The following is a 13758-nucleotide window of genomic DNA, read 5'->3' as shown; positions in this document are numbered from 1 at the left end:
ACCCGGTTTTCCACAGCCCCCACCAACCCCGGCCGTCCACAAGCACCCGGCGGGTGGGTTTTGGGTTACCGGGCGCCAACCACTCCCCACCCTTCACCCCCACCAACCTCAGCTGTCCACAGGGAGGCGGCGGGTGGGTTTTGGGTTGTCGGTGGGGCTCGTTAGAGTCCTTGGTCTGGTGGCTCGGGCTGCTGCACACGGGAGGGAGTACGGGATGGACGCGACACTGCTCGACGCCGAAGCCGAGGCGGCTGTGCTGCGTGTCTACCGTCAGGTGTTCGCCGTGCTCGCCCGCGAGGCCGGCGCGATGATCATCGACCCCGACCTGCTCGACGCCGACCAAGCAATCCTGGACGCCTTCGCTGAGGCTGGCAGCGACGGCCTGACCGTCGAACAGGCAACGGTCGCCTGCCGCTCGTACCCGCACGACGTGATCACCCGCCGCTTCGACGTGCTCAGGCAGTACGGCGCGATCACCAAACTGGTCGACCGGCCGAACGAGTTGCGCCACCGCGCCGCCTTCGCGCCGTACGTGATGCTGATGTTCCTCCGCCGGATGTCCGTCCAGGGCGGCCAGGCCGAGCTGCACCAGCTGCTCCAGCTCGAAGCACACAGCGTCAGCGACCCGAACGCGATCGCCGACGACGGCCGCGCGTCGATCGAGCGCCTGACCAAGGTGTTCCGGCTGCTCGGCAATGAGCTCGCGATCCTCGTCTCCACCAGCACCACCGCGCAGCTCCGGGAGAACGCGCAGCTCGCGTGGGGCAACGAGCGGCTGATCGAGCAGGCCGAGGGTGTACACCGCCTCGTGCTCGGCCGCTGGCCCGAGTTGCACCGCGACTGCACCTCGCTCCGGATGGCGCTGGCGGCGTACGCCGATGCGGTCCAGCTGGCCGCCGGCCGCCTGGTCGAGCGGGCTGGTACGACGCGGGCGCTCGGTCTGCTACCGAGTGAAACCTGGCTGACGTTCACGCGTGGCAGCGACCCGGAGGCGCTCGCCGCGGTGCTCGACGGCATGCTCTTCGACGCCGCCGCGCCGGACTTCTCCGCCCAGACGATGGTCGAGGCGATCGAGATGGGGCGGCGTACGGGCAGCGCGCGGATGGCGCCGCCACGCCCCACCGCGGACGCGGACGCACCGGAATCGGCCGCCGCCACCGATCGGGAGGACCTGCGCGCCGAGGCGGAGCGGGTGCTCGCCGGGCGTGCGGAGGTCGACATCGTCGAGGTTGTGGACGAAGCCGGTGACTGGATCACCGCAAGGCGCGTACTGGCCGAGTTGACCGCGGCGCACTTGCACGACGAGCTCGAGTACGAGCTGGTCTGGTCCGACGGGATGCGGATCGATCCGGAGGCGGGGACGCCGTGGGCGACCGAGGGCGTGTTCCGGCGGGTGGCGCGATGAGTCCGCAGCAGTCGGAGGCGGTGGAGCGGCGGCTGTACAACGCGCTGTGGTGGGCGAAGGTGCAGTCCGCGGGGCCGATCGAGATCGATCCCGATACGCCAGCCGTCGCCGGTTTGACCCGCGCTGTCGCTCCGGATGGTGACAAGGTTTGGCTGGTTCCGACGATGCCGTCCGGCGCGGGCCACGGCGTACTGGAGGAGCTCGGCGCTCCCCCGGTCGCCGTCGAGCAGCCGAACGAGACCGCCCGCCTGCTCGCGATCTGCGTGACCTGCTGCTGGACCGACCGCAGCGCGCCCGCCTGGCCCGGCGCGACGGGCACCCTCGCGCAGATCCGTTCCGTGTACGCCGGCATGCGCGGCCGCCGCGAGCAACCGAGCGACCTGACCCTGATCATCGGCAGCCTCCGCCGCCTGCACGCCACCCAGTGGATCCGCTGGGACGAAAAGGTCGCCGAAGTACGCCTCGGTCCCCGCGTCGTCACCTGGACCCCCACCGACCTCTCCACCCTCCGAGACCTCTGCCGCCACCTCCCAGACCCACCCCCCGCAACCCTCACCACCCGCCCCACCCCACCCCCCGCGGACGCCCTCCCAGACCCCACCGAACCCAACTCCTCCACCGAACCACCCACCGCCGAACCATCTGCCGTCCTGTCCGCCACCGAGCTCGGCGTGCAGCCTGGTCTTGGCGTGGAGGGGGTTAGCGAGGTGGACGATGAGTGAGCAGCGGCATGCTCTGTTCGACTCGTTGCTTCAGGACTTGAGTGATCGGTCCCGGGACGAGGTGCTGGCCGCGTTCAGTGCGGTGCAGTACGCGGCGCATCCGGTCGCGGAGGTGCAGCTTGCCGGGCTGCGTGACGTCACGCTCCGCCGCCAAGTACAGCGGATGCTCAAGCTCATCGGGCGTACGCTCGTACACGTCGACGGCACGCACTGGACCGCCGGGTACGACGACGACATCGCGGCGACGCTCACCGCGCAGGGGTGGCAACCGCTTCCGGTGATCGATCGCGCGGTGCTGGTCCTGGTGCTGATCCACTCGGTCGCGATCCCGCGCAGCGAAGGCATCCTCACCGGCGATTCCTGGAAATCCGCCCGCCCGACCACGGTCGACGAGCTCCGGACGTCCAGGATCAGCGGTGAGGAGCGGCGCCTGGCCCTGCAACGGTTGCGCGCGGCGGGTTTGATCCAGTTGTCGGGTGATCATTCCGGCGGGCCGGCGTACATCCCGGGTCCGCAGCTGCAACGGCTGACCGCGGCCGCGCGCCGCCGTCTGCAGGATCAGCTCATCCTCGCCGCCGCCCCCGCCAGCCCGATCGCCGAAGCCATCCGCGCCCGCAACGGCGCTCCATCAGCCGGTCCAGTAGAAGCTCCAGTAGCAGTTGGTACGACGACGGGAGACGACGCATGAGCGCCGGAGAAGACGGGCCGTTCGACATCCTCGGGTCGAAGGTGCTGCTCGGCGTGCAGGTGGTCGACCTGTCGCGGCTGTCGACGCACCCGATCCCGATGATCGGCCGCGGTCTGATCACCGTCGCCGGCCAGGGCCCGACCGACTCGAACGGCGCCGGCAAGTCGTCCTGGATCGCGGCGCTCAGCCTGCTGCACGCCGATGACCAGTGGCGTCTCACCAGCGGTGCTCCGGGCGCTGCCGAGCTGCTGTTCACGGCGGAAGCGGCCGGCCAGGAAGGCAACTGGTCGAACGTCGACCGTGGCTACATCGTCGGCGTCTTCTCCGACCCGGACCTTACCGACCTGGATGAGATCGAGGCATCCGCGGTGACGGTCTGGATTCGGATCAATCGCAAGGCGTCGTACCTCGATCTGCGCTGGAAGCACGGTCTGCACATCCCGTACGGCGCGACCGAGGCCGAGCGTGCCGCCGGGGCGGACGAGCTGTGGGCGGCGCTTCCGCACTCCAACGGCCGCACCGACTTCCACGCCAACAAGCTGTCCCAGGTCTTGTACGGCGGGCAGGTCCGGTGTGTCTCGTTCTTGTCCACGTCGGTGCGCTCCAGCCCAACCGCGAACTTGCTGGCCGAGCCGCTCAACGAGCTCGGCCCGGCGCGCATCTTCAACGCGATCGCGACGCTGACCGGTCTTGATCACGAGCTCGAGCAGGAGCAGGCGCACCGCTCCGCCGAGCACACTCAGCGCGAGGCGACCAAGCAGGCGGCGGCCGACCTGCAGCGCTGGGAGCAGGAGATGGCGACGGTCGAGGCCGGCATCCTGCAGCGCGCCGCGGCCCGGGAGGCGCTCGCGGCGGCCAAGGAGTCCTGGCTGGCCCGCTCCGCGCGGTACCTGATCGACGGCGCCGGGCGGAACGAGGAAATCCTGCAGGAGCTGGCCGCGCTCGACGAGCGGGTCGCCGAGCAGGAGGCCCGCAAGGATGCCGTCGAAGGCGAAATCGATGCCTTTGGCAACGAAGAGGGCCTGCTCCGGGATGTGCAGCTGACCCGGCAGGAGCGCGACAAGCTGGACGCCCGGGACCGCGAGCTCGATCTCGCGCAGCGCTCGGTGCGGGAGCAGCTGGAGCGGCTCGGCCAGGAGCACCGGCGGCTGCTGGAGGCTGGTCGTTCGGCGGACGGTCGCGACCTGGCCGCGGCGGCCGCCGAACAGGACGAGGCGCGGGCGGTGCTCGAGGAGCACATCGGTCGTGACCACGCGGCGCGGTCCGCGGTCGACCACGCTTCGGCCGAGCTGCGCGAGGCGGAGAGCGGCCAGACCGTGTCGGCGCCGCAGCAGCAGGTCCTGGAGAACACCGGCATCGAGTGCGGCGCCCTCACCGACATCACCGAGCTGCCCGCCGCGGATCGCACCGAATGGGAGCCGCGCCTCGCGCCGTACCGGGAGGCTGTCGTCATCGACGCCGGCGACGCGGTGCTCGCGTCGACCGCGCTGGCCGACGCCGGGTACGCGGGATTCCTGCTGGTACTGGCGAATCGGCCCGATGCGGCGCCCACGGGTTCGGCGAAACGCGGACCGAAGTCGGCGGACAAGCGGTTCGTACTGGACGCGTTCTTCGCCACGATCGGTGCGCGCGCGACCAAGGATTCGATCGACGAGGTCGCGGGTGTCGTCGCGGTCGGCCAGTTCGACGAGCCGATCACTGGGCGGACCGCGCGGATCGAGGCGGCGCGCCGCCGGGTCGAGGCCGCGGTCGAGGCGCGGGCCGAGGCGTCCGCCGCGCTCGAACAGGCGCGGTCCCGCGTCGATCAGGCAGAGCGGCGGACGGCCGCGGCCCGCGCGCTCGCCGACGCCGAATCGGTCCAGGAGCAGATCCTCGCCCTCCGCGAATCTGTCGACCGGCACGAAACCGACCGGGATTCGCTCGCGCCGCAACTGCAGGCCGCGAAGGAGTCCGCCGAGACGGCCGCGGGTCAGCAACTCGTCCGCGACGAACGCCTGAAGAACCTGGAAGCCACCCGGCGCGACCACAACCGAGTGCTGGACGAGTTGCGCGGCCGTCGGCTCACGCTGCTGGAGGAGCAGGCCGCGCTCGATCTGACCACGCGGACGACCGGCTGGGGCGGTACGCCCGCGGAGGCCGAGGAGTTCGTGCTCGGTCTGCCCGAGGACGCCCAGCGCCGGACGACGGCGGACTGGAACCACCAGGCGTGTACGCAACTCGACGACGTGATCCGCCGCTGCTTCCCGAGCGCACGGTCCCGGGAGGAGATCCCGAACGAACTGTGGGAGATCCTGAACGGTCCGGACGGCTGGACGAACGGCACGCTCGGCGACCGCGTCGGGCTCGTGCCGGCGCTGCACCGCACGCTGAGCACGCACCTCGCGCAGCACGAGACGTTCGACAGCTTGCAGCAACAGCAGATCGCGACCCAGCGCGCCGAACGGAACGCCGCGCTCGAACGCGCCCGCGAAGGTCTCGGCGAGGCCGAAAGCACGGCCCGGGCGCACCGCGCGTCGCTGGCCGACGGGATCAAGGCGCGGCTTCGGCTGGTGTCGCAGGAGTTCGACCGGCTCGATCAGCAATACGGCGGGTACGGCGCGAAGCTCGAGTACCCGGAGCCTGACCCGCCGGCCGAGCCGGACAAGCCGTGGCGCTGGACGGTCACGCCGAAGTGGCGGCGCTCGGAAGGCGGCCCGTTCTCCGCGTTCAACGTCAAGGGCAACACCGCGCAGATGGACGAGAAGGCGGTCAAGCTGGTGTGCGCGGCGGCGCTCGCCGGCGGGTCGGACCGGCCGTTGCTGCTCATCCTCGACGAGCTCGGCCGCAACCTTGGTTCACAGCACCGGCGCGAGGCGGTGGCCCTGTTCGAGCAGATCGGGCGGGACCGGAACATCACCGTGATCGGCGCGCTCCAGGACGACATGGAGCGGTACGCGCTCGCGTCGTCCCGGCTGTACGTGAAACTCAGGCGGAGCTCGGACACCATGCCGTACAACCAAGCGCCCGTGGTGAAGGGCAACGAGGAGAACGCGTCTCGGGTCGAGCTGCTGCGCGAGTGGATGACGTCGTACCGCGGCTCCACACCCACCTTGGAACTCGCCGCGCCGACGCTGACGTAGTCAGCTCTCGCGGAAGTCGTAGTACGGCTTGATGTGCTCGTTGACGTACGCGCCGATGCTGGACGCGGCCATCAACGCGGCGAACGTTGGCTGTGGTACGTCCAGGTACTGGTAGACGTACCCGTTCACGTACTCGAGCTCCAGCGTCCCGTCGGACCAGCCGACCGAACGCACGCTCGACGATTCCACTGCCCGTCGCCTCATCCACAACCCTTCCGCACTGATCGCCGCTGGTTTCGGCGCACCACGTACCCACCCGCCGCACGCCTCATCCGCATGCAGCGGCGTCTGCCCAGTTTGTCGTTGCTGTCAAGGGGTCGGCGTACGCTCCCGGGTCTCGGGCTGCAAGCGGGCGACGGCTCGGGCCAGGTCGCCGATCGCCGCGTTCAACTGGGTCAGCACCGTGCTGTCGACCGGCAGCCGACGCTCGTCGACGCCTAGGTTGGCGGCGAAGCGGATCTTGGCGTCGTCGGATGCCTCGTTCAGGAAGGTGTCCAAGGCGCCCTGCAGATACGGACTGGGCACCACCTCGGGTCTCTCCCGCCACTTCGTCAGCGTGCGCGGCGAGACGCCTAGCTGCTCGGCGAAACCCTCGTTCGTCAGGCGCAGCGCCGTACGCAACGCGTGCACGTGCCGACCGGTCCATTCCTCGATCACTGTCATTTCGCTGTCGCTCCTTGGCTGAGTCGTAGTTACTCCCTGCATTGAGAATATGGCGATCGGGTGACCGATGGACGGCCGAATTTGTGCGCTGTGGATACCGGTTGAGTTCCTGGTGCGGACACCGCGGTACGCGTTGACTTGGCACATGGACGAGATCAGCGGGTCAACCGCGACGCTGCTACGGACCACTCGGCGACGTCACCTACGAGTCGCGAGCAAGGATGGCCCGCGCCGTTTCCTGCTGGACCGGCATCAGGACGTGTCCGGAGTCAGCGGTACGGGCGTGGTCGCCGAGGGAGTCGAGTGGACCGACGGGACGGTCGTCCTGCGCTGGCTCGGCCGCTACCCGACAACTACGGTCTGGCAGGACGGCATCGACGCCCTACTAACCGTCCACGGCCACAACGGAGCCACCACGATCCGCTGGCTGGACGCCTGACCACCCCCGAACCCCGGTGGGGCGGGCACCCCCTGCACCCCACCCGCCCCACCGGTCTATTCGCTGAAGAACTGCTCCCGATACTCCGAGCCCTCCTCAGTCGCATCCCTATCCAAGTCGGCCTTCCCCTTCACTGCACGCCGCTGGTCAGACGTACTGGGCCCGGTCTCGTGCCGACCGTCAGCTGTCGCGGCATCGCGCCGTACGACCGGACGCTGGTCAGCCGAGGCGGTCACCCCGTTCGACCTGGCCGATCCACCAGCCGCCCCGGCATCCGGGTCGACTGGAGCGGCGGGGTCGACTGGAGCGGCGGGCTCGGCTGGAGCGGCAGGAACAGCCAGGCCGGCTGAGGCGACCGGGTCGGCTTGGGCGGCGGGATCGGTGGGGTCAGTGAGGTTCTCGATTGCCGTGCTGAAGGCGAGTTCGGCGCGGGTCGGCTGTTGGCGTTCGATCTGCTCGGCCGTTGCGCGCCGGACCGGGAGATCGTTCGCCGCAGCCGACAAGTCGGTCAACGTGTCGAGCATCCCGACCGCGGTCTGCACCTCACCCGGATGATTCACCAACCACCACACCGCGGCGGATCCAGGCGACGAGAAGACGTCCTCCTTCAAGTACGCGCGTTTGTCCTGCTCCATCCGTCGCTCGAGCAGCGTCGTCTGCTCACGTCGATGCAAGGCAGCCAGATGATGAAGATGTTTCTGATCCGCGTCAGGCAACCGCAGCCGCACCTCGGTCGCCCAGCTCCGTACCTGACCCTTCTCGTCCAGCGCCGGCTCACCAAGGATCGCGGCCAGCCGATGCTGATTGAGCGACTCCTCGGTCACCTGCTGCCGAGCCGTCAACGACCGCGCCCGCTCGAGCAACGCATCGACAGCCACCGCGCCGAGATCCGCGTGCCGCGACCCGGACAGCACCGTCGACCACTGAACGATCGCCGAGAAACTGAACTGGAAGTCCGGCGACGCGGACGGCAACCGTACGTCCGCCACCGTGCGCGACGGCGGCCCGGAGAACACCGGCTCCGGCTCCGGCAGCACGACCGACGGCGCCGGCTTCGGCACCTGCCGACCAACCACCGGCCGAGGCACCTCCGGCTGCCGCCAAACCACGGCCAGCACCACAAGCAGTACCACCGCCATCACCACAGCGGCCCAGACCGGCAACCCGACAATCACCGTCACCAGGTACAGCACCAACACAATCCCCGCAGCCGCAAGAAGCGAGTTCCGATGGAGTTTCATGGTGCCGTTCCTTCACCGAGCCCACAGACCCCGCCACATGAGACGAGCCCAAGCAAAAGTCTCACACGCCCCACCCGAACCAGCCCCCAGAAGCGTGTCGCCCAGCGTCACCAGCCTGGTTCGGCGGAAGCCATCCCTCCAGCCGGGCTCTCGGGCCTGTCGACGACCGAATGCAGTGCGGGCAGCTGATAGTGGTCCCGCAGCCTCCTCGCGAGATCGTCCAGACCGGCCTGGCCGAACGCGTCAGCCAGGTCGTGGGCTGCCGGCCTGCGGGCGTCGTCGTCCAGCTTCTCGATCGCGTCGATCATCACCTGAACCTGCGCGGCGTCATCCGTCGTGCTCTGACCCGTCGCCAGCTGGGACAACCTGGTGAGGACACCGGCCAAGTCGACGGCCTGTTGCACCGATCCCTCGTTCTGCGCGAGCCACCACACGATCGCCGACGCCGGAGTCCGCAGAGCGTCGTCACGCAGATGGGCCCGGACCTTGCTCTGGTTCGATGCACCAACCTCCCACAGCAGGCCGGCGCGGTGCGCCTCGTCCAGCTTGGCGAGATGGTGCTGGACAGCCTCCGGCAGCTGGAGCCGTAGTTCGCTTGCCCAGACCTCCAGCTCCCCGGTGCCGTCAGACTCCGGTCGTCCGATCGCCGCCGCGAGCTCGTGCTGCGCCAGCGCATACTGCGCGGGTTGCCATCTACTCGTCACCTCCCGAGCTCGCCGCAGTACGAACTCGCGAGCGACGTCAGCGTGGTACGACTCCGGCTTCGCGGCCTGCCAGTGCACGGTCGCCGAGAGCTCCAGGAAGACGGTCTCGTCCGCGGTAGGCAGCCCGCTGGTGGAGAGCTGCGACACCTCCGGCACCTCCTCGGCCGGCGGTGTGGGTACACCGGTCCGCCGGTACGCCACCACTCCCACGATCACTGCCACGACCGACAGGACCGCCCCGATCCACCCCAACCGCGTCAGCACCCAAATGACGGCAGCCGCGAACGGAACAAGGATCGCGACGGAGTACACGGTCTTCCGATTCATGTTCATACTCCGGCCTCCAACCGAACAGTTCCAGCCACTCGCCGACGGTGCCGAACGAGCTTGACGACCGCATCCGCGGTCCAGCGCCGAGCCGGATCGTCGCGGCGGTACCCGACCCAGTCGAGAGTGGTGTTGTGCAACAGGTCGAACAGTTCACGCTGCTGACCACAGACGGACGCGAGTAGCTGCAGCAGTCGTGCCGCGTCGTCGGTTCGACCGTTGGCAACGAGGTCCGCGTGGGCCTGCAGCCAGGGCCGCAGCAGTGCGGCACGACGAACCGGCTCGACTTCCGTCAGCGCGCGCTGCCATCCGTCGAGGACCCGCTCGACCGCACCGCCGTCGGCGAGCGACAACACACCTGCTGGCGTCGCGACCGCCGCGAAGCTCGACGGCTTGAACCGTCGGGCGTCGAGGATCAGGTCGATGACTTTCGCCTGTCTGGCAGGGTCTTCAGCCAGCCGGGAAAGACCTTCTCGAGCCTCGTACCGGACAAGATTGTCAGAGTGCTCGGCAAGCCACGACAGCCGTACGACTGCCTGATCCGGGTACCTGTCGAACACGATGTTGACGCAGGCGGCGACAACGATCGCGGCCCGATCCGCGGACAGATGTGAGTCACGCGCCCATCCGTACAGCAGCTGTCGCGCGGGCGACGCCGTCTGGTCGTCATCGAGCAGGTCTTCGAGCAACGCGTACGCGGCAACGCGCTGGTTCCGCCCGCCGGTGGACCATTGCTCAACCAGCTGAAGTGCCAGAGCCGCCTGCCGACTGCGCCGACACTGGGCGCCGAAGCGCTTCGCGACCGTCACCACCTCGAAGTCCATGGCCGACGCCGTACTGGGCTGCTCGACCAGCCACTCCACAAGCGGAGCGCGCAGCCAAGGCATGTCATCCCAGAACCGCTGGAGTACGTCAGCCGCGATGTCCCGCTCGGCGAACTCGAGTCGCTGATCAGCTGTCACCACGAGTTCGAGGCCAAGGTCGTCCAGCGATCCGGCCACACCCGAAAGCTCCAGCGGGTGCTCACCGTCGTCGTTCGGTGGTCGCAGCTGCTCCAGAAGGCGGTGCTGAGCCAGGAAGACAGATACCACCGACTGGCCGTGCAGCAGGGCAGCCGCGATCAGCAGAGCACGGGGACGTGCTTCGTCAGCTGACCGGACTGCTTTGGCGGCCAGCTGCGCCCGTCGCTGTCCGGAGCTGAGAACCGCGGACAGCAGCACATCCGCCTCCGCGTCCGGTTGGGTCCGGCTGGCGTCAACCACCTCGTAGACCACCCGGACAAGCGCCGCCATCGTCGTCGACGCGAAGGTCCCGCGATGCGACGACGTGTTCCGCAGGCAAATCCCGTGAGCAGCGAGCTGGCGCTCCAGGACCTTCGACATGTCCGGTCTGCCGATGTCCACGACGTGCGGCCTGAAGTCCGTACCCAGCCGATCGCGGAGGGAGTGCGGGAGGATCACCACGAGTTTCGCGCGGCGCCGGACAAGCGCGGACTGGAGATCGTGCAGGGTGGACTGCTGTTCGGCGAACGTGTCGGCAGCCACCTCGGACAGATCCAGCAGCAGTCTGTCGCCGTCGCGAACATCCTTTCCTTCGAAGATCCGCCGTTCGGCCCGCGCCGCGTGGAGCTCCAGCTCCGGCGGGATGAAGCGGACCGCGAGATCCGGCGTGATCCCGACGGACAGCAACATCAACCCGGCCGTACGCCGCCCGGTGCCGGTCGGACCGTCCAGGATGACCAGACCCTCCGGCTGCGCGAGCTGCGCCGCCGCGCGATCGAAGTTCGGTGGCTGAACGAAGCATCCCCACAGTCGCCGGAGCTGGATCGACGTGATCTCCCGGGTCCGTGCCTCCCTAGGCAGGTTGAGGAAGTACGTGATGTCGTTCAGCTGATCGCCAGTGCCCGCATGGATCGGCCCGCTGCTCTCGTTGACCTGGGTACCGACGTCGTCGACCTGGGTACCGACGTCACCAGCAGGCTCGCTCATCGCTGATGCCTGTGCGGATCGGTGTTGTACTGCGATCCGCTACCGGCGTGAATGGGACCACTCGCTCCATTGATCTGAACCCCGATCCCGCTCGAAGGTCCGGTCGGCGCGCCTTGGTCCTGCGTACCGCTCTGATCGTCGGGACCGGTCAGGAACCCCTCGATCAGGAGCCCGGCCGACGGTTTGGGCACGCGCAGGTACGCCTGGCCCTGGTACGTCTTCACCTTGGCGCCGGCCTCGACGTACAGCGATTTCGGCTCGTCGGCCAGTTCGGAAAGAACCGCATCCTCGTACACCCGCCGGGAAATGATCGCGGCGACGTGCGTGACCTCCGGGTCGGACCCGTTCAGCAGATGGCGTACGGGCTCACTGTCGAGCAGGCGATGCAGCGTCACGCGTTCCGCGCCACTGCCGTCTCCCAACTCGTTCGCGCCCGAGTCCGCGACCGGGCCGACGTTGATACTGACCCGAAAACGGATCGGCCCGTTCCACCCGTACGGACGATGGCGATTCCGGTACTCGAGTTCCTCCTGCAGAGCGGTCAGGAACGGATTGAGCAGGTGCGGGAGCAGCTCAGTGGGGAGCACGATCGCGTAGCCGTCGCCGGTCGTGTTGTGCGCGGTCTTCCGCGCCCACACCCAGGCAAGCCCGGCGCGGTCGAACGCGGACTGCAGGATCTCCGGAATCAATCTGGTGAGTTCGGTCTGATACCGGCTGGCGTTGCCGCTGTAGTCCTTCATGTCGACGACCAGCAGCGACCGGTACGGCGGCAGCTCGGAAACGCCTGCGTAACGCGAATCCATCGGGGTACTCATCATGGCCTCCTGGGGGTTTCGGGACGGTCCACTCAGAGTCGGCGAGATCCGCGCACCGGGTTGTCCGGAATCGGACAACCCGGAGGTGACGAAGCACTCAAACCTGAAACGCGCGCGCCAGCAGTTCGAGGTCGGCGACGACGAGCTGCGGGCCGGGTGTCAGCGCGCCCGACGCGCGGAGATTGGTGAGCTGGTCGGCCACCGTGCTCCGCGCCAGCCCGAGCGACCCGGCGAGCTCTTCCTGGGTGAACGGCACGCGCATCCGGTTCGCCGCGGTCGCGGGAGCGACGACGACGGTGTCATGCAGCAACCGCGCGATCCGGCGCAAGGCGGAGCGGTGCGCGAGGTCGACCTGGCGCGACACCGCCTGGTTGAACTTCTCCACGACGTACCGGCTGAACTCCTGCGCGAGCCCGTTCTTGGCCACGAAACGTTCGAACTGGGCGGTCGACAAATAGTGCGCCGTGCACCGGTCCAGCGCCTCGACCGTGGCCGTACGTTGGCCGGCGCCGGCGGCGAGCTCACCGAGGAGCTGCCCCGCGCCGCGGACGGTCAGCAGCAACTGGGCACCGTCCTCGGCCGAAGCCAGCAGCTTGACCCGCCCGTGGTTCAGCGCCAGCAGAAAGCCGCCCGGATCGCCCTGGCGCAGGATCGTCTGACCCGGCCGGTAGCTCCGGAGCGTCCCCGCCGTCAGCAACCGCTCCCATGCCGATCGACCGACGAGGTCCTCGAACGTGTGCAGCGAACTCAAACCGATCACACCCCGTGCCTCACCGCCGCCAGAGCCACGCAAAGTTTCGCATGCGGTCAGCGATCAGGCGCTCGCGCTGCGTGTCGGTCAGCCGGTCAGGGAGCGGAGGGCTCGGCGGGAGGGGGTGAGGAGGACCGGTTTGTAGGGGCAGCGTTGGTCGGTGAGGGTTTCGTAGGCTCGGATGGCTCGGTTGGCGGCGTCCCAGCCTTGTTCGGCGGGGGTGCGGCCCAGGCCTCGGTTGCGGACCAGGGCGCCGTAGAAGGCGGAGCAGAAGACGGTGGCCTCGTACCAGCCGATGACCGTGCTGGTGCCGATGTACGTGATGTCGTCCTGGAGACAGTCGCGGATGGCGCGTTGCCATTTGCCGATGCCGGTTTTGCAGCCGTCGGCGATCACGACGCCGCTGGAGATGCCCCATTGGCGGTCCAGGAACCACTCGGCCAGCGACTTGAGCGACACCTGGGTCTCGCCGTCGGTCGACAGGAAGGACGGCTCCTCGCTGTGGTCACCGTGTGCCATCACGTGCAGCACGGTCGACGGGGTGGTGAGCGCGGAGAACGCGGTCTCGTGGTCGCGGGTCCGGACGAAGTTCACGTCGATGACGGGCTGGTCCCAGCCGGCGTTGATGTTGCCGGTGATGCCCTGGACGAACGTCATCGAGGCGTCGAACGAGCTGTCCAGCCCGAGGTCCACCAGAGTGATCAGCCGGTTCTTCATTCGCCCACCCCTCCACCGCGATTCGTGCCCGCTGGACCATGATGAACCACAGATCCGACAGTTCGCGCCTGGGTGGGCAGGCGATGAGACGCACGGCCCGATCCGTACAACGTACGGCCCGGACGCACCTCGGCCCCCGGGGGAAGTGGGAAGTTCCCGGGGGCCGTGATGCTTTCAGT

At 68.7% G+C, this 13758-nt stretch carries 13 protein-coding genes; 5 read left to right on the top strand and 8 right to left on the bottom strand.

Going from position 1 to position 13758, the window contains the following annotated elements; genetic code table 11:
• The first annotated feature begins 214 nt into the window (after positions 1 to 214).
• Genes HDA44_RS02500 through HDA44_RS02485 form a run of 4 tightly spaced genes read left to right on the top strand, consistent with a single transcriptional unit; the run spans position 215 to position 5934 of the window.
• The gene (locus tag HDA44_RS02500) at positions 215 to 1405 is read left to right on the top strand and encodes a hypothetical protein (protein WP_184830955.1); all 1191 of its coding nucleotides are present in this window, start codon (positions 215 to 217) and stop codon (positions 1403 to 1405) included.
• Entirely contained in the window at positions 1402 to 2127 is a 726-nt protein-coding gene (locus HDA44_RS02495; RefSeq protein ID WP_184830953.1) for a hypothetical protein, read from the top strand. The genes HDA44_RS02500 and HDA44_RS02495 overlap by 4 nt, the downstream gene beginning before the upstream one ends.
• Positions 2120 to 2815, top strand: a complete 696-nt coding sequence (locus HDA44_RS02490) for a hypothetical protein (protein ID WP_184830951.1) — start codon at positions 2120 to 2122, stop codon at positions 2813 to 2815. The genes HDA44_RS02495 and HDA44_RS02490 overlap by 8 nt, the downstream gene beginning before the upstream one ends.
• Positions 2812 to 5934: a coiled-coil domain-containing protein gene (locus HDA44_RS02485; RefSeq protein WP_184830949.1), complete on the top strand. Its 3123-nt coding sequence runs from the start codon at positions 2812 to 2814 to the stop codon at positions 5932 to 5934. The genes HDA44_RS02490 and HDA44_RS02485 overlap by 4 nt, the downstream gene beginning before the upstream one ends.
• Here the strand turns inward: HDA44_RS02485 and HDA44_RS02480 are convergent, their stop codons facing one another.
• On the bottom strand, positions 5935 to 6138 hold the full coding sequence (locus HDA44_RS02480; protein WP_184830947.1) for a KTSC domain-containing protein: 204 nt from the start codon (positions 6136 to 6138) through the stop codon (positions 5935 to 5937).
• 105 nt (positions 6139 to 6243) lie between these two features.
• Positions 6244 to 6597 carry a helix-turn-helix domain-containing protein gene (locus HDA44_RS02475; RefSeq protein WP_184830945.1) on the bottom strand — a complete coding sequence of 118 codons (354 nt, stop codon included), beginning with the start codon at positions 6595 to 6597 and terminating at the stop codon, positions 6244 to 6246.
• A gap of 145 nt (positions 6598 to 6742) precedes the next feature.
• On the opposite strand from HDA44_RS02475, the gene HDA44_RS02470 reads away from it, so the two are divergent.
• Positions 6743 to 7036 (top strand): hypothetical protein, encoded by a 294-nt coding sequence (locus tag HDA44_RS02470; protein ID WP_238352342.1) that lies wholly within the window; start codon positions 6743 to 6745, stop codon positions 7034 to 7036.
• Positions 7037 to 7092: 56 nt separating this feature from the next.
• Here the strand turns inward: HDA44_RS02470 and HDA44_RS02465 are convergent, their stop codons facing one another.
• The 6 genes from HDA44_RS02465 to HDA44_RS02440 form a co-directional block, all read right to left on the bottom strand.
• On the bottom strand, positions 7093 to 8277 hold the full coding sequence (locus tag HDA44_RS02465; protein WP_184830943.1) for a hypothetical protein: 1185 nt from the start codon (positions 8275 to 8277) through the stop codon (positions 7093 to 7095).
• 107 nt (positions 8278 to 8384) lie between these two features.
• Positions 8385 to 9314: a hypothetical protein gene (locus HDA44_RS02460; RefSeq protein ID WP_184830942.1), complete on the bottom strand. Its 930-nt coding sequence runs from the start codon at positions 9312 to 9314 to the stop codon at positions 8385 to 8387.
• Positions 9311 to 11296 carry a hypothetical protein gene (locus HDA44_RS02455; RefSeq protein ID WP_184830940.1) on the bottom strand — a complete coding sequence of 662 codons (1986 nt, stop codon included), beginning with the start codon at positions 11294 to 11296 and terminating at the stop codon, positions 9311 to 9313. Before HDA44_RS02455 ends, HDA44_RS02460 begins: the two co-directional genes overlap by 4 nt.
• The gene (locus tag HDA44_RS02450; protein WP_184830938.1) at positions 11293 to 12099 is read right to left on the bottom strand and encodes a hypothetical protein; all 807 of its coding nucleotides are present in this window, start codon (positions 12097 to 12099) and stop codon (positions 11293 to 11295) included. The genes HDA44_RS02455 and HDA44_RS02450 overlap by 4 nt, the downstream gene beginning before the upstream one ends.
• A 109-nt stretch (positions 12100 to 12208) precedes the next feature.
• On the bottom strand, positions 12209 to 12862 hold the full coding sequence (locus HDA44_RS02445; protein WP_184830936.1) for a Crp/Fnr family transcriptional regulator: 654 nt from the start codon (positions 12860 to 12862) through the stop codon (positions 12209 to 12211).
• Between the two features lie 87 nt (positions 12863 to 12949).
• Positions 12950 to 13579, bottom strand: coding sequence for a hypothetical protein (locus HDA44_RS02440; protein ID WP_184830934.1), 630 nt, complete (start codon positions 13577 to 13579; stop codon positions 12950 to 12952).
• Between the last annotated feature and the right edge of the window lie 179 nt (positions 13580 to 13758).

Source organism: Kribbella solani (genome assembly GCF_014205295.1).
Classification (GTDB): Bacteria; Actinomycetota; Actinomycetes; order Propionibacteriales; family Kribbellaceae; genus Kribbella; species Kribbella solani.
This window is presented reverse-complemented; position numbering and strand designations above follow the sequence as displayed.